Below are 26,954 nucleotides of genomic sequence, written 5' to 3'. Positions count from 1 at the left end.
GGACAAATTATGGCTATTGCTTCAACGCGATCTGCACCTATTGGCTTAGTCATTGGTTGTATCATTTTTGGATTGGGTAGTTTGATTGTCGCTCACGTCGATATTGGCGGATGGGCCATGTCATTTTGGCGATTGGCGGTTTCTGGTATTGTATTTGCTATATTGGCTAAGATAATGGGCCAACGTATGCCCAAATCAAGACGCGCCATTTGTTATGCGCTACTATCGGGGGCGTTTTTAGGATTAGATTTGGCGTTGTGGCATGAGAGTATTTATGCGGTTGGGCCTGGTATTTCGACGCTGCTTAACAGTCTGCAAATATTCTTCTTGGCCGCGATTGGATTTTTGTATTTCAATGAGCGTCAGTCTATCGTGCAGCTTATTAGTTTGTTTTTAGCCATGATAGGCGTGGCGATGATAGGCAGCCCTGAATTTGCACACAACACCGCTGCGACTTTGGGATTTGTCACTGGTATTGTATCAGGAGGGATGTTGGCTGCATCCATGACATTTATCCGTAAAACGCATGACACTGAACCGACGCCTATATTTATGCTAATGCAGCTGATCAGTGTTGGCGGCGTCTTAGCTATGATTATACCGATGTTTGTATTTGATACAGGCAATATCCTACCAAACACGTGGTCTGAGATTGGCTGGGTACTTATCTATGGTACGGTAATGCAGTGCTTAGCATGGGGGTTGATTGCCTACTCTATTCCTAAGCTATCTCTAGCACTGACTGGATTGCTATTGTTGACTGAACCTATTGCAGCCCTTGTCATTGATTATAGCTGGCTGGACAAGCCAATCAACACTTTACAGTGGAGTGGCGCACTATTAACGATGTTTGCTATTTACTTAGGCTCTTTAAAACCAAAACCACGTGCGCTTCGCCGCTATCGGTTTTTTTCCAGATTCTATAAGCGAGACTACAAATAATTCCGGCACTGTTATCCGTTACTATTGCTGTTCCAAACTGCTAATAAAAAGCGCCCATACTATTGATAGTATGGACGCTTTTTATTAGAGGAGATATATTTTGGCTGTTTTTACTCGATAGACTCAAGCTCCAATCTAATGAAATTTATTTAGCCTCAGAACTTTTATTGAATAACGCGTTCAACACGATAGCTGCTAAAGTAGCTGTACCAATACCGCCTAAATCAAAACCGCCTAAGTGCAAGCTAAAGTTACCAGTACCCATAATGACAGTAACTGCCGCGATGATTAGGTTGCTGTTTTTACTAAAATCAATATGGCTATCGATCCAGATTTTTATTCCAGCAACAGTGATAAGACCGAAGACGACGATAGAAGCACCGCCTAGTAGAGCTGCTGGTATGGTCTGAATGATAGCACCAAACTTTGGTGAAAGTCCCAATATGATAGCCACCAAACCTGCTACGACAAATATCGTCGTGCTATAGACTTTGGTAACCGCCATGACGCCAATATTTTCGGCATAAGTGGTAACACCTGTACCACCAAACCCTGCTGAAAAAGTCGTGGCTAAGCCATCGGCCAAAAATGCTCGACCCATATAAGGCGTCACACGAGACTTGGTCATACCCTCTACTGCTTTAAAATGCCCTAGGTTCTCAGCGACCAAAATAAAGGCTACAGGCGCAATTAGGATAATGGCGCTCATCTCAAAGCGCGGAGTATGGATGCTCGGTAGTCCAAACCATGAAGCGGCGGCTACCGTGCTAAAGTCAATCGCTGTACCAAAACCTAAAACATTGGTCATGACAAAATAAGCAACGTACGACAGCACTAGACCAACGAGTAACAATAAACGACGCAACATACCACGAGTAAATACCGCCACTCCACTAATGAGCAGTACAGTCAAAGTCGCCATCCAAGCATCAAACTGATTGGTAGACACACCTTGAATGGTTACTGGCGCCAAGTTAAGACCGATAATCATGACAATCGCACCTGTCACGATCGGCGGCATCAAACGCTCAATCCAACCTGTACCCGTCTTCATCACTAGCAGACCAATCAATGCATAAATAATTCCGCAGGCCATAATACCGCCTAGCGCAACATTTAGATTGTCATTGAAACCTGCACCTGCATAAGCGGTCACCGCGATGACTGGACCAATAAAAGCAAAGCTTGATCCCAAGTAGCTCGGCATGCGCCCACCGGTAATCATAAAGAACATTACTGTACAGATACCAGACATCAAGATGGCTAAGTTAGGATCGAACCCCATCAATAGAGGCGCAAGAACGGTTGCGCCAAACATCGCAAATGTATGCTGTATACCAAGCAATACACTCTTTGACGGAGGTAAGTAGTCATTGATACCGACTGGGTCACGGTCTAAGTCGCCCTTATAAGGACGCCATGTCGGAAACCAACGGCCATTTTCAAAGTCTGGATTGTGCGGATAATTGATAGCGGCTGAATCAATGCCTGCAGATTCCAAGGCATTTTGAGTCGATAGATCTTGAGCGCTATTGTCTGAAGCTGATGAAGGGTCTTTTTGAGATGCCATGCGCGCTTGTCCTATGTGAGCTAAGCTAAAGTAATAGGCTAGAATAACTGATAAAATAAGTACATCAATAAATAGCAGAGCCTTAAGTCTTTCTATCTATAATATGTCATCCCAATTCATTCATTTATGTTTTAATATGACAAACCAAAAGTATTATTTGGTATGATAACCATATCTCGCTAAATGTATGAACCCGAATACGTCTGACTAAAAAACTCAGTCTTTCTTAATTCGTCTTATTTTACGATGATAACCAACTTACAGGATGTTACATAGTTGTTGACTGCGAGCATGATAACGGAGTTTCAAAATAAATAAAAGTTATTATTCAACTGCTCTCTGTGCTCATTTACCTTACTACCTTTATAAATAGTGTCTCGCGCCCACCTGCTAACGGTGACTAGGCGTGATGGCTGTTTATTATATTTTTCACACAAGTGCCCAATGCAATAAATAAAATATGCTAAAGCGCTTAAATTTTTGGTGACTTATTATGATTAGTGTTTTTGACTTATTTAAAATCGGAGTCGGCCCATCCAGTTCGCATACAGTCGGACCGATGGTAGCTGCAAACTTGTTTTTGACCTCACTAACTGAGCAGATAGAACTAACTGCCGTTAAGACCATTGAAATTGAGTTGTATGGCTCGTTGGCAGCGACCGGAAAAGGTCATGCAACAGACACAGCTATACTATTAGGACTGCTTGGACATACGCCTAGCACGATAGACACACGCTTGACCAGTAGCTACCTGTCCCCTATTTTTTCTGACAAAATTCTCAATGTATCAGGTACGCATACGATTGATTTTGATACAGAGCAAGATATCTACTGGTATGACGATACGGTGCTGCCTTATCACCCTAATGCATTGACGTTACGCGCTATCTCGGCCGAAGGTGCTCGCTATCAGCAGACTTATTATTCAGTCGGTGGCGGCTTTGTCATTAATGAAGAAGATGCGACTAACCCTGACGAAGATCATGCTAGTCCAACCATCGATAGAGTTCCCTACCCGTTCAATAACGCAGCAGAGCTACTAGAGCAGTGTCGTGAACATGACTTGAGCATCAGCGAATTGGTATTAGCAAACGAATGTCATTTTCATACAAAAGAAGAAGTGTTTGCTTACCTAGATAGCATTTGGGAAGTAATGCAAGATTGCGTCAAACAAGGCTGTGAAAACGGTGGTATATTGCCAGGCGGTTTAGATGTAAAGCGCCGTGCTCAAGATTTGCATACGCAGCTGTGTGCTGAAAAAGATCAGCCTATCACCAAGGATGACAAATTAGCCGCTATGGACTGGGTCGATTTATACGCGCTTGCTGTCAATGAAGAAAACGCCAATGGTGGTAAAGTAGTCACGGCTCCAACCAACGGCGCAGCAGGTATCATTCCGGCAGTACTTCATTACTATCGTGACTTTTTGCCTAACTACAGCCAAGATGGTGTTCGTAAATTTTTGCTAAACGCTACTGCTATCGGTAGCCTTATCAAGCAAAATGCCTCAATTTCTGGTGCTGAAGTTGGTTGCCAAGGTGAGGTGGGTTCTGCATGCGCGATGGCAGGCTCTGCACTAGCAGAAATTATGAATGGTACACCAGCTAAATGCCTAAACGCGGCAGAGATTAGCATCGAACATAACTTAGGTCTTACTTGTGATCCTATTGGCGGTTTGGTTCAAGTACCGTGTATCGAACGTAATGCGATGGGCGCGGTCAAAGCCATTAATGCAGCACGCTTAGCCTGCAGAGGTAATGGTCAGCATTTCGTATCTCTAGACAAAGCGATAGAGACCATGAAGCAGACAGGTGCAGATATGTCTGATAAATATAAAGAAACAGCACGAGGCGGTCTGGCTGTCTATGCTGATAATAGAATCCCTACGGCAACGCGCGGTGTTAGTGTCAATTACAGTCAGTGTTAATTGCATTTTTAAAAAATAGCTTAGTAACAACAAAAAGGCCTCTAACGAATTAGAGGCCTTTTTGTAATATATAACTAATTTTGCTACATATTAATGTCAATATTATTCAGCAGTTTTTGATACCACCTCGTTTAGAATCCATACTGGCTGTACTACGTCAGAGCCTTCTGCTGTCATTGCTTCTTGGCGTACATCTAGAACATAGCGGTAGTTCGGCTCATAGGTGAAACCTTGAATATTACCATTTAACGTAGAGAAGTTTTTCTGATAGGTCTGACGGTATTGTAGGCACTGTGATTCAACCATGCTGCCATCAGTGGCAGTCAAGTCACATACTGCTTTGCGTGGTGCAACTTCTACTTCGAAACTTGGGATATTAACTACTTTGACGTTCATAGGTTGTCCTTCAACAACCATAGTGCGCTCGTTATCCATACCCATAGTAGAGCAACCAGAAAGTGCAAAAGTCGTCATCAGTGCTGCAAGTGCTAATTTTTTCATTATTCAATCCTCAGATAATTGTTATTGCTTATTTATTACTAGTTCGCTGTTGTCTAAACAAGCTTATTATTTTGAACACCTTATCTCACTTTGGTTAAAGCTAATAAGGCTGTTTGCTATTTACTGAAACCAGTATAGGTCGTAATTTGTCTTGCTCTCTATGACTGCTTTGTAAAGTAACGTCAGCTTTTGCAACTGATGTTAATAAAGCGTATTAAATAACAGAGTGATTTGCTACTGAGCAGATGTTTGACATTAAAAAGCCAGAACAATATTTGTTCTGGCTTTTCTATAACTACGTAAAATTTGTATTATTAAAAATTACTAGCTACGATAATCAGCGTTTATTTTAACGTAATCATATGATAAATCGCAGGTATAGACAGTATCGCTCGCATCACCACGTGCAAGGTCGATATGTATGGTAATTTCAGGTCGACTCATAACGGTCTTGCCCGCCTCTTCTGTATAATCAGGTGCGACACCGCCATTTTGGCAAATCATCACTTCATCCAAGTACACATCGACTCGCTCTGTGTCTAGGTCTTCGATACCAGCATAACCCACTGCTGCTAATATACGTCCCCAGTTAGCATCACTGGCAAAAAATGCCGTTTTTACTAAGGGCGAATGTGCGACTGCATAAGCCACATCGCAGCATTCTTGCGTGATTTGACCGCCAGTCACCTTGACCGACATGAATTTGGTCGCGCCTTCGCCATCACGTACAATCAATTGTGCTAAACGAACAAACACGTCGGCTAATGCATCAAATACTGGCTGATAATGTGGATGCTCTGGGCTGTCGATCATATCTGAGCTAGCTGCACCTGTTGCAATCAACACACAACAATCATTGGTTGAGGTGTCACCATCAACAGTAATACGGTTGAAAGACTGCTCGTTGATAGCGCTTAGCATCTCTTGCAGTAGATCAGCAGCGATATTAGCATCTGTCGCCACATAGCCCAGCATCGTCGCCATATTTGGGCGTATCATTCCTGAACCTTTAGACATACCAGTGATGTGATAGTTAGTACCTGCTACATCAATTTTTTGGCTGGATAATTTGGGAATAGTATCCGTCGTACGAATGCCATTAGCAGCAGCCAGCCAGCTATCAGTCGCTAGATTAGCCAATGCATCATCTAGACCTGCAATGACCGCATCACTATTTAATGGTTCACCAATCACGCCAGTGGAAAAAGGCAATATCGTATTGGTATCTACATCAGCCTTTTCAGCCAATGCTGTACAGATATCAATAGCACGGCGTTTGCCATCAGCACCCGTACCTGCATTTGCATTACCTGTATTAGTAATTAAATAGCGCGGACTGACCTTAGCAAAGTGCTCACGCAATACTCGAACTGGTGCGGCGCAAAAGGTGTTTTTAGTGGTGACAACCGCAGTAGTGGCTTTATCAGATATTTCGATGACGACTAGATCATCGCGGTCTTTATAACGAACACCTGCCGCTGTAGCACTGAGCTTAATGCCCTCGATAGGATAGATAACATCAGGTACTGATACATTTCCAACAGCCATAATAAAATCCTTATTTCTCAATTTTTATCGTTATTAACGGAATACGAAGTGATAAATAGTACAGTCCATTTCAAAACTATTCAGATACCAAAAGAACTGGCTTCAGCTCTATAACTAGTAAACTGAGCAAGCTGATTGTCGTACCTAGTTTACATAAGATTGACCATATAGGTATCACGGTATATGAGTATTACGCTTTATTTAAGTCAAATGCTGACCAAATCGGTGCATGATCAGACGGTTTTTCCATAGCACGAAGCTCATAACTGATACCAGCATCGATACATTTACCGATTAGGTCTGATGTACATAGAATATGGTCAATACGCAAACCGCGCTTAGGTTCATCATTGAAGCCGCGACTGCGATAATCAAACCAACTGTATAACTCGGCGCTCTCTGGATAGTGAAGTCGGTAAGTATCTGTCAGCTCACGTGACATCAATGCTGAGTACCATTCGCGCTCTTCTGGCAAAAATGAGGTTTTTCTATTTTTTAACCAGCGTTTGGCATTAACTTCTCCAATACCAATATCGATATCTTCTGGTGCAATATTCATATCACCCATGACAATAATCGAACGGCCTTCCGCTTTTAACGTATCAATATAAGCCATCAAATTGGCATAATAAGCGCGCTTCATCGGAAATTTGGTCGGGTGATCTTGGCTCTCTCCTTGCGGGAAATAACCATTGAGTACATCCACTTCACGACCTTCAAACTCATAGCGTGCATGAATAAAGCGCTTTTGGGCTTCTTCATCTTCGCCAGGGAAACCTTTTTGTACAAACACAGGTGCAGCTTTTGATAATAGTGCAACGCCGTAATGCCCTTTTTGTCCAAAATACTCTACGTGGTAGCCTAGGCTTTCGATATTGCCAAGCGGAAACTGATCATCATGAACCTTGGTTTCTTGTAGGCCCATGACATCAGGATCGATTACCTCGCGCACCGCCTCAAGCTGATGCTGACGTGCACGGATACCATTGATGTTAAAACTGACAAAACGGGTCATAAACTGTCCTATACTGATTGGTTAGAATATAGCGCTCATATAAGAAGGTGAAATATAAACGACTATGATAACAAATGTAAGCGGCTCTAGCGGTTGCGCGGCCTGATATCTTGAGCTAGAGTAACTCTTATTATAAGCACTATCTATTATTGGTCTATCTGAAACACTTTTATTCAACAAAATTTATCAAAAATATCGAGCATCGCTATGACAACAACTGAGCAAAAAAATAAAACATCAGCCCTAAATAATGATATCAAACCGTTATTTGCTAAAGACTACAACGTCTATATTAACCATACTGATGCTGGCGGTATAGTCTATCACGCCAATCATTTGGTATTTTTTGAAAACTGTCGACGCGACTGGTTTACTGAACTAGGTTTAAATGGGTATTTTTTGCAAACTGACAGCGGTGACGTGCAGCATTTTGTCGTGAGTCAGGCAGACTTACAATACAAAAGAGCGATTCTGTTAGATGAGGTGATTAGTGTACGTATTGATAAAGTTGAGCTAAAACCTGCCAGCATTATATTTTATCAAAGCATTCATCGCCACTTACCAAATCATGGATCTACCGAAACAGACAACAGTCAGCTACTAAGCAACACCAAAATCGTTATTGCTTGCGTGCAAAACCTTGTCAAACCAGAGCCAATGGCTGATGACAAAATAGACGGTGAATCAGACAATGCAATGACTACTATACCAATGCGTCCTATTCGTGTACCGAAAAAACTGCACGATAAGATCAAACAGGCCATCGATGAGCAAGTAAATGGTTAACAGTGAAACGCTATGAGTATGGATACGGATAGAGTGTTATTTAAATTTGATCATCTATGGGTACATAGCAGACGAACGATAAGTACTCATAGCATCAAGAATAGCAAAGAAGCCTCGAATAAAACTTCTATACCGTCTAGCATTTATCAAAAGTGGACAAATAAACTAGCCACAAACACATCACTGGATAAAGAACTACCAACTCATGATCGAGCGCTAATAAGAGGGGCAAGTGGCACACTATTGTCAGGACAAGTCACTGTTTTGACTGGAGCATCTGGTAGCGGTAAATCAGTATTGCTGCGAGCATTAGCAGGATTACTACCATTGAACAGCGGCACTGTTCGTTTGCACGGTGATGATAAGCCGAGTAATACTTATCGCGATATTCATGAGACTGCACCTGTACTGTGGCGCAAGCACGTTGCCCTACTCGCTCAGCATCCGCAGTTGTTGGACGGTAGTGTCCTTGAAAACTTAAAAATGCCTTATCAATTGCATGCTCATCAGTCGCAAACTTTTGATAGAGACTGGCATGTTGCTCAGCTTGAACATTTGGATAGAAGCACAGATTTTTTGCAACAAGACGCCAAGCATTTATCTGGTGGCGAGCGCCAACTGGTCAATACACTACGTCTATTGCAACTAAACCCGCAGGTTCTGTTGCTAGATGAACCAACGGCTGCTTTGGACATTGACACCTCAGCACAACTAGTCAACTTACTCATCAACTGGTTGCATACAGATGCACAGCGCACACTACTATGGGTGACTCACGATACAAAAGACATTATGCCTTTGGCCGATAGACACTGGCATATGCAAGCAGGTGTACTCACCGCAGATTCTTGAAGAACTTTTATACAAGAATATTTAATCAAATGATTAAGTCTTCGTATAGTTGCTAAAAAATTTGGCACATTAGCAACCTCATGCCTCCCCTTATATTATTACTATAACTACTTCCACAATAAGCTCATATGAGTGGTACGAATGATATGCAAATATTTCTCACTTATAGTGATATCGCTCTTGCCAGCAGTCTGATTATCATCGTACTCCTCATCTCTCGGCGATTACGCTTAAAGCTAAGCAAAACACTTCTGATAGCGGCACTTCGTACCATCATACAGCTTAGCTTTATCGGACTGATATTGGCGTGGATTTTTGCACGTGAACAATGGTATGAAGTATTGCTTATTTTGACAGTCATGACTTTAATTGCAGGAAGTGCCGCCAAAAATCGCGTTAAGCGCAGTTATAAAGGATTACTGACAGATACGCTATTGGCAGTCGGTATCTCAGCAATACTGGTAACGACGATTGCAATTATCACGATTTTGAATGTTCAGCCTTGGTATACACCGCAATTTATTATTCCTATATTGGGTCTAATACTAGGGAACTCTCTGACTGCCATCTCATTAACGAGCAATCAATTGATCGAATCCTTTCATGAGCAAGCTGGACGTATAGAGATGATGCTCAGTCTATCCGCTCAGCCATTCGAAGCCGTCCATGAGCAAATAAAAGCAGCAATCACTAATGGCATGACTCCAACTTTAAACTCTATGCTAGTCGTCGGTATCGTTAGCTTACCAGGTATGATGACTGGTCAAATACTAGCAGGTGCTGATCCTACTCAAGCCGTACGCTACCAAATAGTCACTATGTTCCTGATATGTGCCAGCAGCACACTGGGCTGCACTATTAGTGCGTTACTTATCTATCGACGGTTTTTTAATAATCGTGAGCAGTTTTCTCTTCCGCAATAATTTTGATATTCGTTCTCTATTAACCTACTTACATCGTTTGAATATTACTTTGTTTTTGGAGCTTTATAGATATTAAATTCTTTAATAAGAATATATGTACTGCTCAGTACTGCTTCCTAATATTTTTTTAAGCTTGATTCATGCTAATGTATTGCTCAAATGTATCGTTTTTTTTGGTACCTGAGTTGTCACAAACAAATGAATAGTTTTAGAACAAACACTACTGCTGTTACTAAAACTTCTGTTCTGTTTGATGCTTTGTCCAAATAATTATTGAATAAAGCACATATCAGCGATAAAAAATCGCGGTTAATCAATAGACAAGGATGCTATTGACTATGATACATACCGCTTAAAACAAGTAGTGGTTTGTACTACTGATAAGCTGACAACTACCCTCTTAAATTACTTTAGCCTATATCAAATCGCAAGGATGCTAACTATGATATCGAACAAACCTTGGCTCTCTCAATATCCAGCCGGCGTGCCAAAAACCATCAATCCTGATAGATATAGCAGTATTATGGAGCTGTACGAAGAGTGTTTCGATCGCTTCCGTGGGCATCCAATGAGCATTTGTATGGGAGTAACCCATACTTATGGTGACGTTGATAATGCTTCACTTGCAGTAGCAGCATGGTTACAAGCTCAAGGCTTGCCAAGAGGTAGTGTCGTCGCTCTAATGATGCCAAATGTACCTCAGTACCTACCTATTATGATTGGGATATTGCGTGCAGGCTATGTATGCACCCCTGTAAACCCACTATATACTGGCCGAGAACTACGTCATCAGCTCAATGACTCTGGTGCTCAAGCGATTTTTGTAGTCGATAACTTTGCTCAAGCACTTGAGCAAGTCATTGAAGAAACGGCTATCAAACGCGTCATCCTATCAAAGATGGGTGATATGATGGGTTTGAAAGGTATTTTGGTTAATACGATTATTCGTCAGGTCAAACGTCTGGTTCCGAAATATAACCTGAACGATCCTAAATACAATGTCACCAAATTCCCTGAAGTACTGAAAAAAGGAAAAAACTTACCTTTTCAGCAGCCAACCATGTCTTTGGATCACAAAGCATTTTTGCAATATACAGGTGGTACTACAGGACTCTCAAAAGGCGCCATTTTATCACAACGTAATATTGTGGCCGCAGCGATGCAATCAGAAGCTTGGACCCGCCCTATCACGTCTGAAATTAATGAAGTGTATATCAACATGGTGATGGCCTTACCGCTCTATCATATTTTCGCATTTATGCTCAGCCTACTTGGTATGCGCTCAGGCTATACTTTTATTTTGGTACCCAATCCACGCGATATTCCTGGATTTGTCAAAACTTTATCCAAGCAACCATTCCATATCTTCCCTGCAGTCAATACGCTCTTCAAAGGATTGCTTGATAATCCAAACTTTGAAAATTTAGACTTCAGCTCTCTACGTATCTCACAGGCTGGTGGGATGGCTGCAACTGAGCAGACTGCGAAACGCTGGTTAGAGGTGACTGGCTGTGCGATGATCGAAGGTTGGGGCATGACAGAAGGCGTCGCCGTCGGTACTGCCAACGTTATTACAAATCGTGAGTTTAACGGTACTATCGGAGTGCCAGCACCTGGTGTAGATGTCATCATTATTGATGAAGACGGCAGGCATGTAGAACTGAACGAGGGTGGCGAGCTGTGTATAAAAGGCCCTAACGTCACTTCTGGATACCTGAATAGAGACAGTAGTGCTGATTTTACTAGCGATGGTTATTTCCGTACGGGTGACATCGTCAGCATGGATGACAAGGGATACATTAAACTGCTAGACCGTAAAAAAGACATGATTCTAGTATCAGGTTTTAATGTTTTCCCGAACGAAATTGAATCTGTGATGCTTGACTGTGACGGCATTCTTGACTGTGCAGTAATTGGTATTCCTGATAGCCATCAAGGTGAAACCGTTAAAATATATGTGATCCCTAAAGATAATAATGTTACTAAAGAAGTGGTTACAGATTTTGCATTAGATAATTTAACTGGCTATAAATGCCCACGTCACATTGAGTTTGTGAGCGACCTGCCGAAAAGTAATGTTGGTAAAGTACTACGTCAAAAATTGCGTGAAAAACACAAAGCAGACTACCCTCAAATGTAAATACTCATCTACTGCTTAGGAAGCATAAATATATTTTCATTTAAGAGTATCTTACAATAATTATAAGATACTCTTTCCCTATACTCATATTTTGTTATTTATTTTTAGAGCTGTCTTATTACAACGAATATTTATATGGGATTTTCTGAATAAAACCTATACTAATTATTTGATAGTAAAGTAGATTACTTTTAGAGTCATTGTCTAATCATCCAACATATATTATTTTATTTATCAAATTTAACTGTAAACTATCAAGTTCTTGTATAAAAATAACTAGAATAGTTGTAGTTATGTTAATGTGTCGTCAAAATGTGTCACTATACTTTCTGCTATTTTAATCCTATATAATCATGGCTAATATCGATTGATTAGCAGTATTTGTTAGTAGCTATTTTCATCACCAAAAACATTGATTGATCTGTTTAATTTATTGAGCTATTTGTGCTCTATGGTTAAATAAAATTTTATAGAGGCCCCGTATCTTAGCAGTATGTGAATATATAGGATAGCACTCGACAATTTATCGCTAACGGAACAGTAATTTAAATTGTTGACATGGATGTGACTACTTTTTTATAGAGCCTTAAATGACGAATATTTAAGGACGCTAATCATGACAATAGATAAACCTTGGCTCGCTCAATACCCGGAAAACGTGCCTAAGACAATTAATCCTGATCAGTACGAAAGCCTTATAGAATTATATGAAGAGTGTTTCAACCGCTTCCGTATGCATCCAATGACTATCTGTATGGGTGTTACGCATACTTATGGTGATGTTGATAATGCTTCACTTGCAGTAGCAGCATGGTTGCAGGCTCAAGGTTTGCCTAAAGGTAGTGTCGTTGCTCTAATGATGCCAAATGTACCCCAGTACCTGCCGACTATGATTGGTATCCTACGAGCAGGTTACGTATGCACCCCTGTGAACCCACTATACACAGGCCGTGAGCTGCGTCACCAGTTAAATGACTCAGGTGCTCAGGTTATCTTTGTTGTTGATAACTTTGCCCAAGCCCTAGAGCAAGTCATTGAAGAGACCAATATCAAACGCATCGTGCTGTCAAAAATGGGCGATATGATGGGGCTAAAGGGTATTTTGGTCAATACGGTCATCCGTCAGGTCAAACGCTTAGTTCCGAAATACAACTTGAACGATCCTAAATATAATGTCACTAAATTCCCTGAAGTATTGAAAAAAGGGAAAAACCTACCCATTCAAGCACCAAAAACCACCCTACAACAAAAAGCTATTTTACAGTATACCGGTGGTACTACAGGACTGTCTAAAGGTGCCGTTTTGTCTCAGCGTAATGTCGTCGCTGCTGCTATGCAATCAGAAGCATGGTATCGACCTGTGACCTCAGGTATCAATGAGGTGTACATCAACATGGTAATGGCCTTACCGCTCTACCATATTTTTGCCTTTATGCTTAGCTTGCTCGGTATGCGTTCAGGTTATACCTTTATACTGGTACCCAATCCGCGTGATATGCCAGGGTTTGTCAAAACTTTATCAAAGCAACCGTTCCACATCTTCCCTGCGGTCAACACACTATTCAAGGGATTACTTGATCAGCCAAACTTTAAAAACTTAGACTTTAGTTCATTGCGTATCACTCAAGCTGGTGGTATGGCTGCAACCGAACAAACAGCAGCACGTTGGTTAGAAGTAACTGGTTGCCCTATGGTTGAAGGTTGGGGTATGACCGAGGGTGTCGCAGCAGGTACTGCTAACGTTATCACTGACCGCAAGTTTAACGGCACGATTGGTATACCTGTTCCTAGTGTTGATATTATTGTAGTAGATGATAACGGCGAACGTGTGGGTCTAAACCAAGCGGGCGAGATGTGCATTAAAGGCCCTAACATTACATCTGGGTACTTTAATAAAGATAATACTAATGATTTCACCAGCGATGGTTATTTCCGTACAGGTGATATTATTAGCATGGACGAAAAAGGTTATATTACCTTACTAGACCGTAAAAAAGACATGATCTTAGTATCAGGTTTTAATGTATTCCCGAATGAAATTGAATCAGTCATGCTCGACTGTAATGGTATCGTCGATTGCGCAGTGATTGGCATTCCTGATGCACATCAAGGTGAAGCCGTCAAAATTTACATTGTGCCTGCTGATAACAATGTCACTAAAGAAGTTATTAAAGATTTCGCACTAGACAACTTAACGGGTTACAAATGCCCACGCCATATTGAATTTGTCAGTGAATTGCCGAAAAGTAATGTTGGTAAAGTGCTGCGCCAAAAATTACGTGAACAGCATATGTCTGATAACCCTCAAACGCTCTGATCTTAAGCACTACATAACTAGGCACTACATAATTAAAAAATCAAAATATAAAAAAGCCCTCTACTTAGTAGGTAGAGGGCTTTTTTTGACTTCTACATAGCTACTTATTTGCTTTGTTGATCACTTGCAATGGCATATACTTCATTGCCTTACCTACAATAGACCATGGTAGACTAGGTACATAGGCCTCATCTACACCCACTTCAATCGCCGTAACGATAGCCTTAGTTCCTGTATCAGTATCTACTTCGAACGGTAATGGTTTGGCATTTTCATTGATTTCAGTACGAATATAGCCTGGATAAATGGTGGATACTTTAATCGGTAACTTGGTTAATAGCATATCAGCCCGAATACCTTCTGCCAAATGCGCCAAGCCAGCTTTACTAGCACCATAAGCTGTTAGATGTTTGGGCATACCACGAACGGCTGACATGCTTGATATCACCACTAGATGACCACTATTTTGCGTCCGAAAAATATTCATGGCGGCTTCACACTGTGCTAATGCTGAGATGAAGTTAATTTCAACAGTACGTCGGTTAGTCTCAAAGCGACCTTTGCCGATTCGACGACTTTCGCCAACACCAGCATTTACAATCACTCTATCGATATGACCAAAGTCAGTAGTAAATGCATCAAACACTTCAAAGATCGCATCATAGTCACTGACATCTAATGTTCGGCATTCGACTCGGATATCAGGATATTTGTCCATCAGTTCTGACTTTAGATGTTCCAAACGATCAATACGACGCGCACATATCGCTAAGTTATATCCTAGTTTGGCGAAAAGCTTCGCCATCCCCTCGCCTAGACCTGAACTAGCACCTGTAATAAGCACCGTTTTACCTTTGCCTATTTGCTGCTTGTTCAAATCTTTTAGATAACTTGAAGGCCGAACGGCGCTTACTATCTGATTTTTACGATGGCGAGCATTGTTAGCGACCAACTTTACTAGTTTGTTTTGCATGCACGGTCCTTTGTATGTCGATATTGCACAGAAACGAATTGGTATTTCTTTAGTATAAACGTGTATGGAGTTTATACAACACTATACTATTCACAAAATAATGCGCAGATTTATCGCCATGTGACGAACGGTTTTCCATCAGAGAACAAATGACTGTACTCATTCAAAGATAACAAGCGAGAACTTTGGTTCTTTAAAGTAATAGAAGTCACACCAGTATTGACCAAACTTTTATTCAGTTGATAAGCTGTCTGACTACCTTGTCGCAGTAACTGTGCAGTAATTGCTGCAATGACGCCGCCTGACGTAAATACAAGCACGGTACTGTTCTGATCCACGCTCATGCTTGCTACTTTTGTACGTACTTGTTCAAGTGCTTGCTGTGCACGATTATTAAACTGCGGCCAACTTTCAAGATAGTCTTGATCATTGTCACCACCATGCCAGCGTTGCATCGCTTTATCAAATAGCTCAGCCAATCGCGTGGCGGGCGATTCTGCTTTGGCGATTTCAGCTGAAATATCAGATCGACTACCCGATGCCTCTGCTGACTTAATAAACACGTCTTTGTGATTAAACTCATCAAACTGCGGTAAAATATAGCTATCAGGTTGATCAAAATTGATTGCGGACGCCTTAAGCGTGCCATCACTATCATGGCTATGTACAGACGACTGATAGCTCTCCCAAAAATGACGAGCTGAATCTTGCTGCCGTACCAACCTACCAGTAAATATGGCATCAATACGCCGCTGCGTGGCTGCATAGTGCTGACCCAGCATTTTCGCCTGTATAGTGCCTAGCTCTGAGAGCTGGTCATAGTTTTCTTGTCCAAAAGACGCTTGGCCATGACGTGCTAAAAGTATGGTTGTCATAAATTATTACCTTTTATCATATTTGCTAAAGTACGATTTGCTGAGTGCTTACACTTCAGGAGAGTCAGGTGCTTTTGCAAAATAGCCTTTTGGTAAAATACTTTTGACAACTGTTTGAACAGGGTTTGGCAACTGCTCAATAGCAGCAGCATCTACGCCTATGTCTGCTAAATGCGGCTGAACATGCGCATTGAATAGCGTCTCACCTTCGTATTGAGCAATAAGTTTTAGACACTTGGCATGCATGACATGGATAGCAAGCCATGCGTTTTTGAATGTTGGATTGGTGGTTTGCTTATGATAATAGCGATAGTAGATTTGCTGAATGATACCTGATAGGCGGAACAAGCCGAATACCTCATAAAAGGTCCAGTTATCTATCTCTAAACCAGACTTTTTTAGATAGTAATCAACCACTTCATCACGTGTCATCATGCCTTCTAAATGTGTTGGCTGGCGACGGAACTGCTGCATGATGATATTGTCATCTTCTTCGATCCAATAGGCCAATGCACTACCCAAGTCCATCAACGGATCGCCAAGCGTTGCCATCTCCCAGTCAAGCACACCAATAACTTTAGTCGGCTCGTCTGCATCGAGTATGACATTGTCAAAGCGCCAATCATTATGAATGATACAAGTTTTGCTATCCGCAGGCGTGTGTTTAGCAAGCCATTGTCTAACTAGTGCAAAGCTTGGTACGTTAGGCGTCTTAGCCTTAACATAACGTCTGTCCCAGCCACTAATTTGACGTTCGCAGTAGCCTTCACCGCGACCCAAACTAACCAAATCAGGATGCTCGGTATAATCTATCTGATGTAACTCTACCAAAGCGTCTAGTACGTTGGTACAAAGCAGACGCGTTTGCTTAGGATTTAGATCGATACCTTCCGGCAATTCTGCACGAGGGATAATACCTTCCATCCGCTCCATCACATAAAAATCAGCGCCGATAACAGTTTCATCCGTACATAGTGCAATCATTTCAGGCACATAAGGATAGGCATCTTTCAACGCCTTTTGGACAGTGTATTCGCGTACCATGTCATGTGCAGATTTTGCTTTCGTGCCCTTTGGTGGACGACGTAATATGAGATCTTGGTTTTTGTCTTCACCTTCATACTGTAATCGATACGTCCAGTTTGATGCACCGCCCGAAAACTGAGTAACAGTAGGCTCGCCTACTACGTCGACACCTTGAGCGCGAAGCCATTCACTAATTGCTTTGGCATCAAGCTCTTCGCCCTCTCGTACGGCACCGCCTTTGTCTAGTACTTTATTATCAGTTGCCATGAGACATTCCTTATCATGTGATTATTTATTTTTATAACAGATATGAGTGATAAAAATTCACTACTAAATTGATAATAGTGAATTTTCAATTGGTATTACAATTGGCATATTCTTAATAACAGTTGTGTGAGCAAATCAAAATCGACTCACACAACTGTTTATCAGAATTAAGCTTTATCAGATTTAGTAGGACGACTAAAACCTTGACGCTTTAACTCTAGCTTGGCAATCATTGTTTTATGTACTTCATCAGGACCATCTGCTAAACGTAACACACGTGCTTGGGCGTAAAACCCTGGCAACATCGTGTCTTGACATACACCCATTCCACCATGGATTTGGATAGCCATATCTACTACTTCTTGCAATACAGTTGGCGCCACTACTTTAATGGCTGAGATTTCAGTTAGTGCTTTTTTGGTGCCTTGAGCATCCATTTTTTGTGCTGCATACAGTGTTAGCAAGCGGGCTTGATCAATTTTGATACGGGCCTCGCTGATACGCTCAAAGTTACCACCCAATTGCAGTAGCGGCTTGCCAAATGCGGTACGTGACATCCCGCGATTTACTGCCAGCTCCATGGATTTTTCGGCAGCACCAATACAACGCATGCAATGATGAATACGTCCTGGCCCTAAGCGACCTTGCGCGATCTCAAAGCCCATACCAGGTCCACCAATAAAGTGACTAACTGGCACACGGACATTCTCAAAGCTAATTTCACCATGTCCATGCGGTGCATCATAATCACCAAAGACTTTGAGCATGCGCTTGATTTTCACCCCTGCGGTTTTAACTGGCACAAGTACCATAGAGTGCTGATGATGACGGTCTGCACTTTCATCTGCGGTATATGCCATCACAATCAAAACATCAACTGCTGGATCACCAAGACCAGATGACCACCACTTGCTACCATTGATTACAATCTCATCACCCTCGACGACAGCGGTTGCTTGCATGTTGGTCGCATCACTAGAGGCCACATCAGGCTCAGTCATACAAAACACAGAGCGTGTTTCGCCTGACAATAGCGGAGTCAGCCATTTTTCTTGCTGTTCTTGAGAGCCATAACGCCATAGCAGTTCCATATTGCCACTATCAGGTGCATTGCAGTTGAATACATGTGGTGCAAGTAAACTGCGACCAGTCAACTCTGCGATAGGCGCATAATCAGTAACTGACAGTCCTGCACCTAACGTGTCATCAGGTAAGAATAAATTCCACAGGCCCTCTTCACGAGCTTGCTTACGTAGATTTTCGTAGGCTTCTGGCCATTCCCAGTTTTCCCAGTTGCCATCAGGATTTTTTTTGTGACATTCTTCCCAAAACTGCGCTTCGATGGGTTCAATGTGCGTTTCGATGAATGCTTTGACTTTGGCATGCATGGCTTGACCATGTTCTGTTGCGGTAAACATTAAATTGTCGTTAGACATAAATGACTTCCTTTTCTTTATTAATTGATTGTCTAAATCATGTGTTAATAAAAGTTCCATGAGAACTTTAGTGCACGCACGTATACTGTTTTCCGTGTGCTTCATTTATAACACAGCAATTGTCAATAAACAGTAAAAAGGCGCGACCAGCTAGGCCACGCCTTTTACAAAATATAAACAATGTATCTAAAAAATATTGAGCCGTAAATTACTGCTATTTAACTATCATAATGATAACTAACACTATTTCAAAATATTTAAGCGGCTGTTTAGGTCGAAACGTGCCAGTGCATCAGGTAATTTATCTACAGCGATGCTCAATGTTGCTTCTGCTGCTTGAGCCAAACCTAACTTTTCTGCTAACGTCGGCTTCTGACGCGAATACAATGCATATACTTCATTATCTTCCATACGCTCCAAAATATAGCTGTCTGATGTCTGCAGGCTATCAATTAAGTTAAGCTTCAACGCATCTTCACCATACCAATGCTCACCCGTGGCTACTTTGGCAACATCGAGTTCTGGACGATAGGTATTAACGAAATGCTTGAATAGCTCATGCGTCTGCTCTAGCTCTTCTTGGTATTTGGCGCGGTCTTCGGTATCATTTTCACCAAATACAGTTACTGTGCGCTTATAGTCACCAGCAGTAAACATCTCATAATCGACGTCATGGTTTTTTAGCCATTTATGAAAATTTGGTAGTTGCGATACCACACCAATTGAACCAATGATAGCGAATGGCGCTGCTATTATATTATCTGCAACACAAGCCATCATATAGCCGCCGCTCGCCGCCACTTTATCGACACAAACAGTCAATTTTAGGCCAGCATCTTTTAAGCGAACCAGCTGTGCTGCCGCCAGACCATAGCCATGTACCAAACCACCGCCTGATTCAAGACGTACGATAACCTCGTCACCTTTGTTTGCTGTGCTAATTAGACTGCTGATTTCTTCACGCAAATGTTTGACCGCAGTTGCTTTGATGTCACCGTCGAAATCGAGCACAAAAACTTGTGCCTTTTCATCGGTATGTTTTTTCTTATTCTTAGTTTTTGCTTTCAGTGCTTGCTTGGCTTTTTTGGCCATGGATTTTTTGAACTGTTTGAGGGCAGCTTTGCCTTGAGTCGCCTCCATCAAATCTTCGCGGCGCTGCTTTTGAGCATCGTTTAGGTGACGTATTTTAAGCTCAACAGGGTTTTTAGGGGGATGAGATAGCATGTTTATAAATCCTCAAGTCATTAAATATATTAATATTGCTGTTTTTATTAGCGTGCGATTGATATGTGCACACTAGGCAGTGTTTTCAAGCATGATGACAATATTTAACCCAATACAAATATCCCTGAATAAATACGTCTAATACTTGTATATTCCCATTATTTGATTGAACTCAGCTGGTTGTATAACAAAGGGAGATTAGGCATAATATGCGTTTATATCAAATTTTCTGCAGCCAACGTGATGACCATATGTCTTAATCGCGTTGTTTGTGTGTTTTTTTTGCAAATAGCTTGAAACGCACCGCAATGGCTGCATTATTGTACTTTGAATTGGGCTGATAACTGGATAACCATATTATGACGCATAGCGAATACCGAGACGAATATTGCGGAGCTGTAACCGAAAGCTTAATTGATCAAACCATTAGTGTCGTAGGCTGGGTACATCGTCGTCGAGATCACGGTGGCGTGATTTTTTTAGACATGCGTGACCGTGCTGGTATCTTACAGGTCGTCGTTGATCCTGATACTCCAGAAGCTTTTGCGACTGCTGATGCAGTACGTCCAGAATACGTGCTAAAAATTACTGGTCGTGTACGTCGTCGTTATGAGGGTACTGAAAACGCTAATATGACCAGTGGTCAAATTGAGCTATTGGGCAAAGAGATTGAAGTATTAGCCAAATCTGAAACACCGCCATTCCCATTGAATGACGAAAAAAGCACAGTATCAGAAGACTTGCGCCTAAAATATCGTTATCTTGATATGCGTCGTCCGCAAATGCAAGAGCGTATGGTGTTCCGTGCTAAGGCAACCTCAGCGATTCGTCGTTATTTAGACGATCATGGTTTCTTAGACGTTGAGACACCGATTCTAACTCGTGCAACGCCTGAAGGTGCGCGTGATTATCTTGTACCATCACGTACTCGTCCAGGTAACTTCTTTGCCCTGCCGCAGTCACCACAGCTATTTAAGCAATTATTGATGGTTTCAGGTTTTGACCGTTATTATCAAATTGCTAAATGCTTCCGTGATGAAGATTTACGTGCCGATCGTCAGCCTGAATTTACTCAGGTGGATATCGAGACGTCTTTCTTGAACGAAGAAGAAATCATGAACATCAACGAAGGTCTGATCAAGCATTTATTCAAGACCATGATGGACGTTGAGTTCGAGCAGTTCCCACGCATGACTTACGCAGAAGCAATGCGCGACTATGCATCAGACAAGCCTGACCTACGTATTCCTCTAAAGTTAGTTGACGTTGCAGATTTGATGAAAGACGTTGACTTTAAGGTGTTTGCTGGTCCTGCTAACGATCCTAAAGGCCGCGTGGCTGCTCTACGTATCCCTGGTGGTGCGTCATTAAGCCGTAAGCAGATCGATGCTTATACCAAGTTCGTTGGTATTTATGGCGCACGTGGTTTGGCTTATATCAAAGTCAATGACGCTAGCAGCATTAATAACGGTGTGGACAAAGAGTCTGGCCTACAGTCTCCAATCATCAAAAACATGACTAACGATGTACTTGTTAGCTTGATCGAGCGTACTGCTGCAGAAGATGGCGACATTATCTTCTTTGGTGCGGACAAAGCCAGTGTCGTGAACGACGCGATCGGCGCATTACGTCAAAAAATCGGTCTAGACCTTGAAATGACGACTTGCGAGTGGGCACCACTTTGGGTCACTGACTTCCCAATGTTTGAAGAAACTGAAGATGGTCGTTGGACGTCCATGCATCATCCGTTCACTAAGCCTAAAGGCTCAGTTGAAGAATTGAAAAACAACCCAGAATCTGCCCTCTCTATCGCTTATGACATGGTATTGAACGGTACTGAGATTGGTGGTGGTAGCTTACGTATCAATACTTATGATATGCAGCAAGCTGTCCTTGAAGCTTTGGGTATCGGTGAGCAAGAAGCTGAAGACAAATTTGGTTTCTTACTTGATGCACTAAAATTTGGTGCGCCACCGCATGGCGGCCTAGCATTTGGTTTGGACCGTTTGATTATGCTCATGGTAGGCGCAAGCTCTATCCGTGACGTTATCGCCTTCCCAAAAACCAAAACTGCTGATTGTCCATTGACCCAAGCACCTGCTGGCGTTGATAGCAGACAACTACGTGAGCTTGGTATCCGTGTGCGTGAAAAAGCACAGGCTGATACCAACAAGCCTGCTGAATAAATCGCTTAATGATGCGCGGTTACTGTCTACAGTGCTTGTTACGTGATTCATTACCATGTGAGTGGTCATGAATCCGTATCATATTTTCAAATACGTGCCATTATCTGTATTGCAGATGCTGGCACGTATTGTTGCGTGGGTAATTATTCAGCTACCTCGTTTGAGCATCATGCGTACCATCGATATAAATATTTCATTGATTGCGCCGACACTCCCTAAAGCACAAAAACAAGCACTGACTAAAGACATTATCTATCATCAATGTTTGACCAGTATTGAATCTATGAAAAGCTGGGCGATGTCACCTGAATGGAGCATCGCTCAAATTTGTGATGTCCATAATAAAGACATTCTAATAGAAGGTCTTACCAATCCTAACGGCATGCTGGCTATCGTTCCTCATCTCGGTACTTGGGAGATGATGAATGCTTGGCTCAATCAATTTGGTGCGCCAACCATCATGTACAAACCTGTGAAGGGTAAGCTCACTAATGAGTTTGTCTTACAAGGTCGATCACGTCTCAACGCAACGTTGGTACCTACGGATGGTAGCGGGGTCAAAGCCGTATTCAAAACCCTCAAGCAAGGTGGGTTTAGTATTGTACTGCCAGATCACGTACCAGAACCCTCAGGCGGTGTTGTCGTTCCATTCTTTGGTATTGAAACATTAACCAGTACACTTGCCTCAAAATTAGCCAGTAAAACCAAATGTGCTTTGGTTGGCTTATCTTGTATCCGCCGTACCGATGGACGCGGTTTTGATATCTACTGCTACAAACTCGATAATCCTGCTTTATACGACCGTAATGCTGAAGTGGCGACTCATGCTCTCAATCAGGCCATGGAGCGTATGATTACAGACAATTACAGTCACTACATGTGGGGCTACCGACGTTTCAAGCGTATCCCAAACTTGGGCAATCCTTATAAAAAAGATAAAGAAACGTTAGCAGCCTTTATTCGGTCTCATCATTCTAACGGTTCTAATCAGCCTGATAGTAATGCCAACGATAGCGTTAAAAATGACAACATTAAAAGTGACAATGTGAAAAATGATAGCGCTGTTAGAAATAATAATACTAAGCTCGATAATCGTTAGACATCACTAACCTAGCGTTGCACTATTTGAACGTACCGACAGTTTAGACGTACCATCAGTTACAGCTATGCTAATATTGGCTGGGCTCTATATCCTTTTACTTTTATTAGTCCTTCATTTATCTGACTATTATCTCAATACGAGTGCATTATGACATCTGACGTAACTAAGACCTCATCTATAGACTCTAATAACATCAGCACAAATGCGGCTGAACAGCGCTATATCATCTGTATGAAATGGGGTGACAAATATGGTCCTGAATACGTCAATCGTCTCTACAATATGGTTAGCCGACATCTAACCTTAGATTTTCAAATGGTCTGCTTAACTGATGACAGCGCAGGTATTGACCCTGCAATTGCTTGTTATCCGATACCTGACATGGATTTACCAGCAGGACCTGAACGTGGTTGGAAAAAACTGACTACCTTCAAGCCTAAGCTGTATGATCTACAAGGTGTGGCCCTATTTTTAGATATTGATATCGTCATTGTCGATAATATTGATGCGTTTTTTACGTATCAGGCAGAGCATGAAGACAGTGTCGTCATTATCCGCGACTGGAAAAAACCTTGGCGCATGATTGGTAACAGCTCCGTCTATCGCTTCAATATTGGTATGAACACCTATCCTGACTTGCTGTCCAATTTTGAGCGAAACTTTGAGACCATTCGCACCCAAGTACGTCATGAGCAGGCTTACCTCTCTAACTATTTGCGTGAACATCACCACTTAGAATATTGGGATAAGACATGGTGTGTCAGCTTTAAGTACCAATGTATTGCGCCTATTCCTTTTAACTTTGTACGCACACCTACTCTGCCGGATGATGCAAAAATCGTTATCTTCCACGGTGAGATTAACCCGCCTGATGCAATTGCTGGTAGTGGCGGTAAATGGTATCGTCATGTGAAGCCAAGCCCATGGTTAAAAGACCATTGGCAATAGAGGCTTAGCAATTAACCATATGTAGACAATTTATCATTAGCGTAAAGGCAGTGTATTAAGATATAAAATAGGTGACATAAACGACTGGAAAATAGTATGGCGCTATATTTGAGATTACCTGCGACCGCTGGGTTCAATATTGATAATGAGCTCATCATTATCAAGGCTTTCAATGCCAATGAACCAACACAAAGCTTGCATGGAAAAGACGTCAATATTATCGCCTCAGGGCCATCTATACAGCAGCTGTCATTATCAGAGCTACTAGATACACCTACTATTTTTGTCAATGGTAGTATCAGCCTGACTGGGCAGCATCGCTTTACCGATATTGTTGGTTACGTTATCAGTGATGCACGCTTCATCAATCATCAGCCTGAGATTTTACAGCAGTATTATACGGGGCAACCTCTATATGCAACATTAGCTGTCTTCGAAGCAATGGCCACTACGCACCCTGATATTATGCGAACGTACCATCATGCCATGCAAGTGTTGTATCCAGTAGACAGGCCGTGGGGAGTCAAGTCAAACAAGCTATCTTTTAGTAAACTTATCTTTAAGAAGAAACGACTCAATAAAAAAATGCCGCTTTCGTACTTTATCAATAATCCAAACTTTATTATTGATGGCGATCATAAAGCGGCTGATATTGGCGTCTCTCTTAACATTACTCATGGGTTTGTGGAAGCAGGCACTGTCGCCTATGTAGCAGCGCAGTTAGCTTTTTCGCGTCAGGCAGCGAGTATTCATCTTTACGGTATTGATCTGCTCAACAGTGAGCAACCACGGTTTTATGAAAGCAAAAACAATAGTGCACCAAGTATGCTTAGCAAAGTCATGAAAGAACGCATTGTGCCCTCGTTTAACTTACTCGGCAAAATCTATCAATCGCATGGTGTCCCTGTCATCAATCATTCTCCTATTTCTAAATCGCTATTTGACACTTTATAGTTAATGACTCGCAATTGATAACTTCTACTTGATTGTATTTACTTGGAAACCATCAAGACTTATAAACTCTCATTTTTATCTGAATCTAGAACAGAACCAAAAGATAAATACTGTTGTGCAATGTGTTCAGGTAATAACTTTTGATTTAACGGCACGATGTAATCTGAAAGATTGTCTATGGCTTGGTCGATGAGCAAAGCCAAGCCATCAATATCACCTACCGCAATCAAGTTTTGCTCAGGTAATAGTTCTCTTGGCCCGAAAGGACAATCCGTACTAATTACTGGTACACTCAGCGCTTGCGCCTCTACAATGACATAGCCAAAGCCTTCAAACTTAGAAGTAAGCACCATCAGTGCAGCTGATCTAATTAATGGATAAGGGTTGGTTTGGAAGCCTAAAAACTTAATACAATTGCTAATATTTAGTTGGACAGCCAACTGTTTAATCTCTGCTTCAAGCCTACCTTTACCTACTAATACTAATGGTAGCTTTCGTTCTGTGTTGGCATACGCTTGTAGTAAGTCTCGATGACCTTTCATGCTATCAAATGAAGCTACATGTATAATGTATTCTTTATCTACTAAGCCGAAATGCTCAAGATGGCTAGACTCTGCTGCTTTGGTATTTATAGTGGTAGCATCACAAGGATTATAGATTGTTGTGGTTCTGGTAATATTTCCTATAAGATCAATCAAATCTTGGCGTGCACCCTTACTCACACAGCTACAAGTATGAGCACCATAGACCATTTTTAAGTGATTTATAGTCTGTACTGGTGCCTCTAATAATTGGTTTTGGAACTGTTTTGATAGCGCCGTATGCAATATATTTACGATATTTGGTAACTGGCTATATGCCATGATCCAGTTTATCTTATAGATATTGGCCAATACCAAATCTGGCACTCCTATTTGGCTACGTACGTAATTATCAATACGGTTAGCAACTGATTCGTAGGCTTGTGCTTGAGTAGACTCTGGGTCGAGATTCTGCTCAGAAAACACCTCATTATACGGCACTATGTGATATCGCACGCGAGCGTCTAGTAGCATCTCTTGCGTCGCTTCCAAGCATAAGATATGGACACGGTAGCCCATATCTACATAAGTACTTGCCAATGTCGTAACCATACGCTCAGCACCACGACCCTCAAGCGCCTTTAAAATAAACAAAATAATAGGTGGCATTAGTGTCTCAGCTTGATTTTTTGACAGTATAGGCATGATAAGTTGGCCAAATGAGTTAACTATAGTCATACTTATTGCAGCATTCTGACTTTATATGCTAGTCTCACCTACCGCTGGTGTTCGACATTTACTCAGTAAAATACTAGCACGACTTAACGGTATCTCTATAAAAAACAATAATTAGTCTAACTATCTAAATCGATTAAACCTTGTTAATAATTGCATCAGCAAATATCATAGCTAGTCTAGTAT

21 protein-coding genes are annotated in these 26,954 nt (G+C 41.7%); 11 read left to right on the top strand and 10 right to left on the bottom strand.

The annotated features are described in order from the left end of the window. Positions 1-9 precede the first annotated feature (9 nt). A complete protein-coding gene (locus tag ACT3QR_RS02260; RefSeq protein ID WP_444519761.1) occupies positions 10-942 on the top strand; it encodes a DMT family transporter in 933 nt (310 codons plus the stop codon). Positions 943-1,087: 145 nt separating this feature from the next. On the opposite strand, the gene ACT3QR_RS02255 is transcribed toward ACT3QR_RS02260, so the two are convergent. Beyond that, the gene (locus tag ACT3QR_RS02255; RefSeq protein ID WP_444519760.1) at positions 1,088-2,512 is read right to left on the bottom strand and encodes a solute carrier family 23 protein; all 1,425 of its coding nucleotides are present in this window, start codon (positions 2,510-2,512) and stop codon (positions 1,088-1,090) included. 493 nt (positions 2,513-3,005) lie between these two features. Between ACT3QR_RS02255 and ACT3QR_RS02250 the strand changes: the two genes are divergently transcribed. Next, positions 3,006-4,439 (top strand): L-serine ammonia-lyase, encoded by a 1,434-nt coding sequence (locus ACT3QR_RS02250; RefSeq protein ID WP_444519759.1) that lies wholly within the window; start codon positions 3,006-3,008, stop codon positions 4,437-4,439. A 102-nt stretch (positions 4,440-4,541) separates the two neighbouring features. Here ACT3QR_RS02250 and ACT3QR_RS02245 read toward each other — a convergent pair whose 3' ends face one another. From ACT3QR_RS02245 to xthA, 3 genes are all read right to left on the bottom strand, one after another. Then, positions 4,542-4,940, bottom strand: coding sequence for a DUF4377 domain-containing protein (locus tag ACT3QR_RS02245; protein WP_444519758.1), 399 nt, complete (start codon positions 4,938-4,940; stop codon positions 4,542-4,544). Between the two features lie 324 nt (positions 4,941-5,264). Then, positions 5,265-6,488, bottom strand: a complete 1,224-nt coding sequence (argJ, locus tag ACT3QR_RS02240) for a bifunctional glutamate N-acetyltransferase/amino-acid acetyltransferase ArgJ (protein ID WP_444519757.1) — start codon at positions 6,486-6,488, stop codon at positions 5,265-5,267. Positions 6,489-6,678: 190 nt separating this feature from the next. After that, the gene (gene xthA, locus ACT3QR_RS02235) at positions 6,679-7,503 is read right to left on the bottom strand and encodes an exodeoxyribonuclease III (protein ID WP_444519756.1); all 825 of its coding nucleotides are present in this window, start codon (positions 7,501-7,503) and stop codon (positions 6,679-6,681) included. A 207-nt stretch (positions 7,504-7,710) separates the two neighbouring features. On the opposite strand from xthA, the gene ACT3QR_RS02230 reads away from it, so the two are divergent. The 5 genes from ACT3QR_RS02230 to ACT3QR_RS02210 all read left to right on the top strand — a co-directional run bounded on the left by ACT3QR_RS02230 (position 7,711) and on the right by ACT3QR_RS02210 (position 14,521). Then, on the top strand, positions 7,711-8,289 hold the full coding sequence (locus ACT3QR_RS02230; RefSeq protein ID WP_444519755.1) for a hotdog domain-containing protein: 579 nt from the start codon (positions 7,711-7,713) through the stop codon (positions 8,287-8,289). A 12-nt stretch (positions 8,290-8,301) separates the two neighbouring features. After that, positions 8,302-9,141: an ABC transporter ATP-binding protein gene (locus tag ACT3QR_RS02225; protein ID WP_444519754.1), complete on the top strand. Its 840-nt coding sequence runs from the start codon at positions 8,302-8,304 to the stop codon at positions 9,139-9,141. Positions 9,142-9,287: 146 nt separating this feature from the next. Continuing rightward, positions 9,288-10,064, top strand: a complete 777-nt coding sequence (locus ACT3QR_RS02220; protein ID WP_444519753.1) for an ABC transporter permease — start codon at positions 9,288-9,290, stop codon at positions 10,062-10,064. Between the two features lie 442 nt (positions 10,065-10,506). After that, entirely contained in the window at positions 10,507-12,204 is a 1,698-nt protein-coding gene (locus ACT3QR_RS02215) for an AMP-binding protein (protein ID WP_444519752.1), read from the top strand. Between the two features lie 616 nt (positions 12,205-12,820). Continuing rightward, positions 12,821-14,521 carry an AMP-binding protein gene (locus ACT3QR_RS02210; protein WP_444519751.1) on the top strand — a complete coding sequence of 567 codons (1,701 nt, stop codon included), beginning with the start codon at positions 12,821-12,823 and terminating at the stop codon, positions 14,519-14,521. Between the two features lie 100 nt (positions 14,522-14,621). Here the strand turns inward: ACT3QR_RS02210 and ACT3QR_RS02205 are convergent, their stop codons facing one another. The 5 genes from ACT3QR_RS02205 to sohB all read right to left on the bottom strand — a co-directional run bounded on the left by ACT3QR_RS02205 (position 14,622) and on the right by sohB (position 20,322). Beyond that, positions 14,622-15,494, bottom strand: a complete 873-nt coding sequence (locus tag ACT3QR_RS02205; RefSeq protein WP_444519750.1) for an SDR family oxidoreductase — start codon at positions 15,492-15,494, stop codon at positions 14,622-14,624. A 110-nt stretch (positions 15,495-15,604) separates the two neighbouring features. After that, on the bottom strand, positions 15,605-16,369 hold the full coding sequence (locus ACT3QR_RS02200) for a histidine phosphatase family protein (protein ID WP_444519749.1): 765 nt from the start codon (positions 16,367-16,369) through the stop codon (positions 15,605-15,607). 48 nt (positions 16,370-16,417) lie between these two features. Continuing rightward, positions 16,418-17,662, bottom strand: a complete 1,245-nt coding sequence (locus ACT3QR_RS02195) for a phosphotransferase family protein (RefSeq protein ID WP_444519748.1) — start codon at positions 17,660-17,662, stop codon at positions 16,418-16,420. Positions 17,663-17,829: 167 nt separating this feature from the next. Beyond that, on the bottom strand, positions 17,830-19,080 hold the full coding sequence (locus ACT3QR_RS02190; RefSeq protein ID WP_444519850.1) for an acyl-CoA dehydrogenase family protein: 1,251 nt from the start codon (positions 19,078-19,080) through the stop codon (positions 17,830-17,832). A gap of 261 nt (positions 19,081-19,341) precedes the next feature. After that, positions 19,342-20,322, bottom strand: coding sequence for a protease SohB (sohB, locus tag ACT3QR_RS02185; protein ID WP_444519747.1), 981 nt, complete (start codon positions 20,320-20,322; stop codon positions 19,342-19,344). Between the two features lie 359 nt (positions 20,323-20,681). Here sohB and aspS point away from each other — a divergent pair, with 359 nt between their 5' ends. From aspS to ACT3QR_RS02165, 4 genes are all read left to right on the top strand, one after another. Continuing rightward, a complete protein-coding gene (aspS, locus tag ACT3QR_RS02180) occupies positions 20,682-22,508 on the top strand; it encodes an aspartate--tRNA ligase (protein WP_444519746.1) in 1,827 nt (608 codons plus the stop codon). Positions 22,509-22,575: 67 nt separating this feature from the next. After that, positions 22,576-23,607: a lysophospholipid acyltransferase family protein gene (locus ACT3QR_RS02175; RefSeq protein WP_444519745.1), complete on the top strand. Its 1,032-nt coding sequence runs from the start codon at positions 22,576-22,578 to the stop codon at positions 23,605-23,607. 150 nt (positions 23,608-23,757) lie between these two features. Continuing rightward, positions 23,758-24,558: a glycosyltransferase gene (locus tag ACT3QR_RS02170; protein WP_444519744.1), complete on the top strand. Its 801-nt coding sequence runs from the start codon at positions 23,758-23,760 to the stop codon at positions 24,556-24,558. A 96-nt stretch (positions 24,559-24,654) separates the two neighbouring features. Then, a complete protein-coding gene (locus ACT3QR_RS02165; protein ID WP_444519743.1) occupies positions 24,655-25,512 on the top strand; it encodes a hypothetical protein in 858 nt (285 codons plus the stop codon). Positions 25,513-25,571: 59 nt separating this feature from the next. On the opposite strand, the gene ACT3QR_RS02160 is transcribed toward ACT3QR_RS02165, so the two are convergent. Further along, positions 25,572-26,738 (bottom strand): glycosyltransferase, encoded by a 1,167-nt coding sequence (locus tag ACT3QR_RS02160; protein WP_444519742.1) that lies wholly within the window; start codon positions 26,736-26,738, stop codon positions 25,572-25,574. Between the last annotated feature and the right edge of the window lie 216 nt (positions 26,739-26,954).

Origin of the sequence: Psychrobacter sp. AOP7-B1-25 (assembly GCF_052376195.1) — a bacterium.
GTDB lineage: Bacteria > Pseudomonadota > Gammaproteobacteria > Pseudomonadales > Moraxellaceae > Psychrobacter.
Note: the sequence above shows the minus strand (reverse complement) of the source record. Positions and strands in the feature narration are given on the sequence as shown.

Excerpts from the sequence above, each read along its gene's own strand:
- ACT3QR_RS02260 (WP_444519761.1), top strand. The coding sequence starts at position 10 with ATGGCTATTGCTTCAACGCGATCTGCACCTATTGGCTTAGTCATTGGT.
- ACT3QR_RS02255 (WP_444519760.1), bottom strand. The coding sequence starts at position 2,512 with ATGGCATCTCAAAAAGACCCTTCATCAGCTTCAGACAATAGCGCTCAA.
- ACT3QR_RS02250 (WP_444519759.1), top strand. The coding sequence starts at position 3,006 with ATGATTAGTGTTTTTGACTTATTTAAAATCGGAGTCGGCCCATCCAGT.
- ACT3QR_RS02245 (WP_444519758.1), bottom strand. The coding sequence starts at position 4,940 with ATGAAAAAATTAGCACTTGCAGCACTGATGACGACTTTTGCACTTTCT.
- argJ (WP_444519757.1), bottom strand. The coding sequence starts at position 6,488 with ATGGCTGTTGGAAATGTATCAGTACCTGATGTTATCTATCCTATCGAG.
- xthA (WP_444519756.1), bottom strand. The coding sequence starts at position 7,503 with ATGACCCGTTTTGTCAGTTTTAACATCAATGGTATCCGTGCACGTCAG.
- ACT3QR_RS02230 (WP_444519755.1), top strand. The coding sequence starts at position 7,711 with ATGACAACAACTGAGCAAAAAAATAAAACATCAGCCCTAAATAATGAT.
- ACT3QR_RS02225 (WP_444519754.1), top strand. The coding sequence starts at position 8,302 with ATGAGTATGGATACGGATAGAGTGTTATTTAAATTTGATCATCTATGG.
- ACT3QR_RS02220 (WP_444519753.1), top strand. The coding sequence starts at position 9,288 with ATGCAAATATTTCTCACTTATAGTGATATCGCTCTTGCCAGCAGTCTG.
- ACT3QR_RS02215 (WP_444519752.1), top strand. The coding sequence starts at position 10,507 with ATGATATCGAACAAACCTTGGCTCTCTCAATATCCAGCCGGCGTGCCA.
- ACT3QR_RS02210 (WP_444519751.1), top strand. The coding sequence starts at position 12,821 with ATGACAATAGATAAACCTTGGCTCGCTCAATACCCGGAAAACGTGCCT.
- ACT3QR_RS02205 (WP_444519750.1), bottom strand. The coding sequence starts at position 15,494 with ATGCAAAACAAACTAGTAAAGTTGGTCGCTAACAATGCTCGCCATCGT.
- ACT3QR_RS02200 (WP_444519749.1), bottom strand. The coding sequence starts at position 16,369 with ATGACAACCATACTTTTAGCACGTCATGGCCAAGCGTCTTTTGGACAA.
- ACT3QR_RS02195 (WP_444519748.1), bottom strand. The coding sequence starts at position 17,662 with ATGGCAACTGATAATAAAGTACTAGACAAAGGCGGTGCCGTACGAGAG.
- ACT3QR_RS02190 (WP_444519850.1), bottom strand. The coding sequence starts at position 19,080 with ATGTTTACCGCAACAGAACATGGTCAAGCCATGCATGCCAAAGTCAAA.
- sohB (WP_444519747.1), bottom strand. The coding sequence starts at position 20,322 with ATGCTATCTCATCCCCCTAAAAACCCTGTTGAGCTTAAAATACGTCAC.
- aspS (WP_444519746.1), top strand. The coding sequence starts at position 20,682 with ATGACGCATAGCGAATACCGAGACGAATATTGCGGAGCTGTAACCGAA.
- ACT3QR_RS02175 (WP_444519745.1), top strand. The coding sequence starts at position 22,576 with ATGAATCCGTATCATATTTTCAAATACGTGCCATTATCTGTATTGCAG.
- ACT3QR_RS02170 (WP_444519744.1), top strand. The coding sequence starts at position 23,758 with ATGACATCTGACGTAACTAAGACCTCATCTATAGACTCTAATAACATC.
- ACT3QR_RS02165 (WP_444519743.1), top strand. The coding sequence starts at position 24,655 with ATGGCGCTATATTTGAGATTACCTGCGACCGCTGGGTTCAATATTGAT.
- ACT3QR_RS02160 (WP_444519742.1), bottom strand. The coding sequence starts at position 26,738 with ATGCCTATACTGTCAAAAAATCAAGCTGAGACACTAATGCCACCTATT.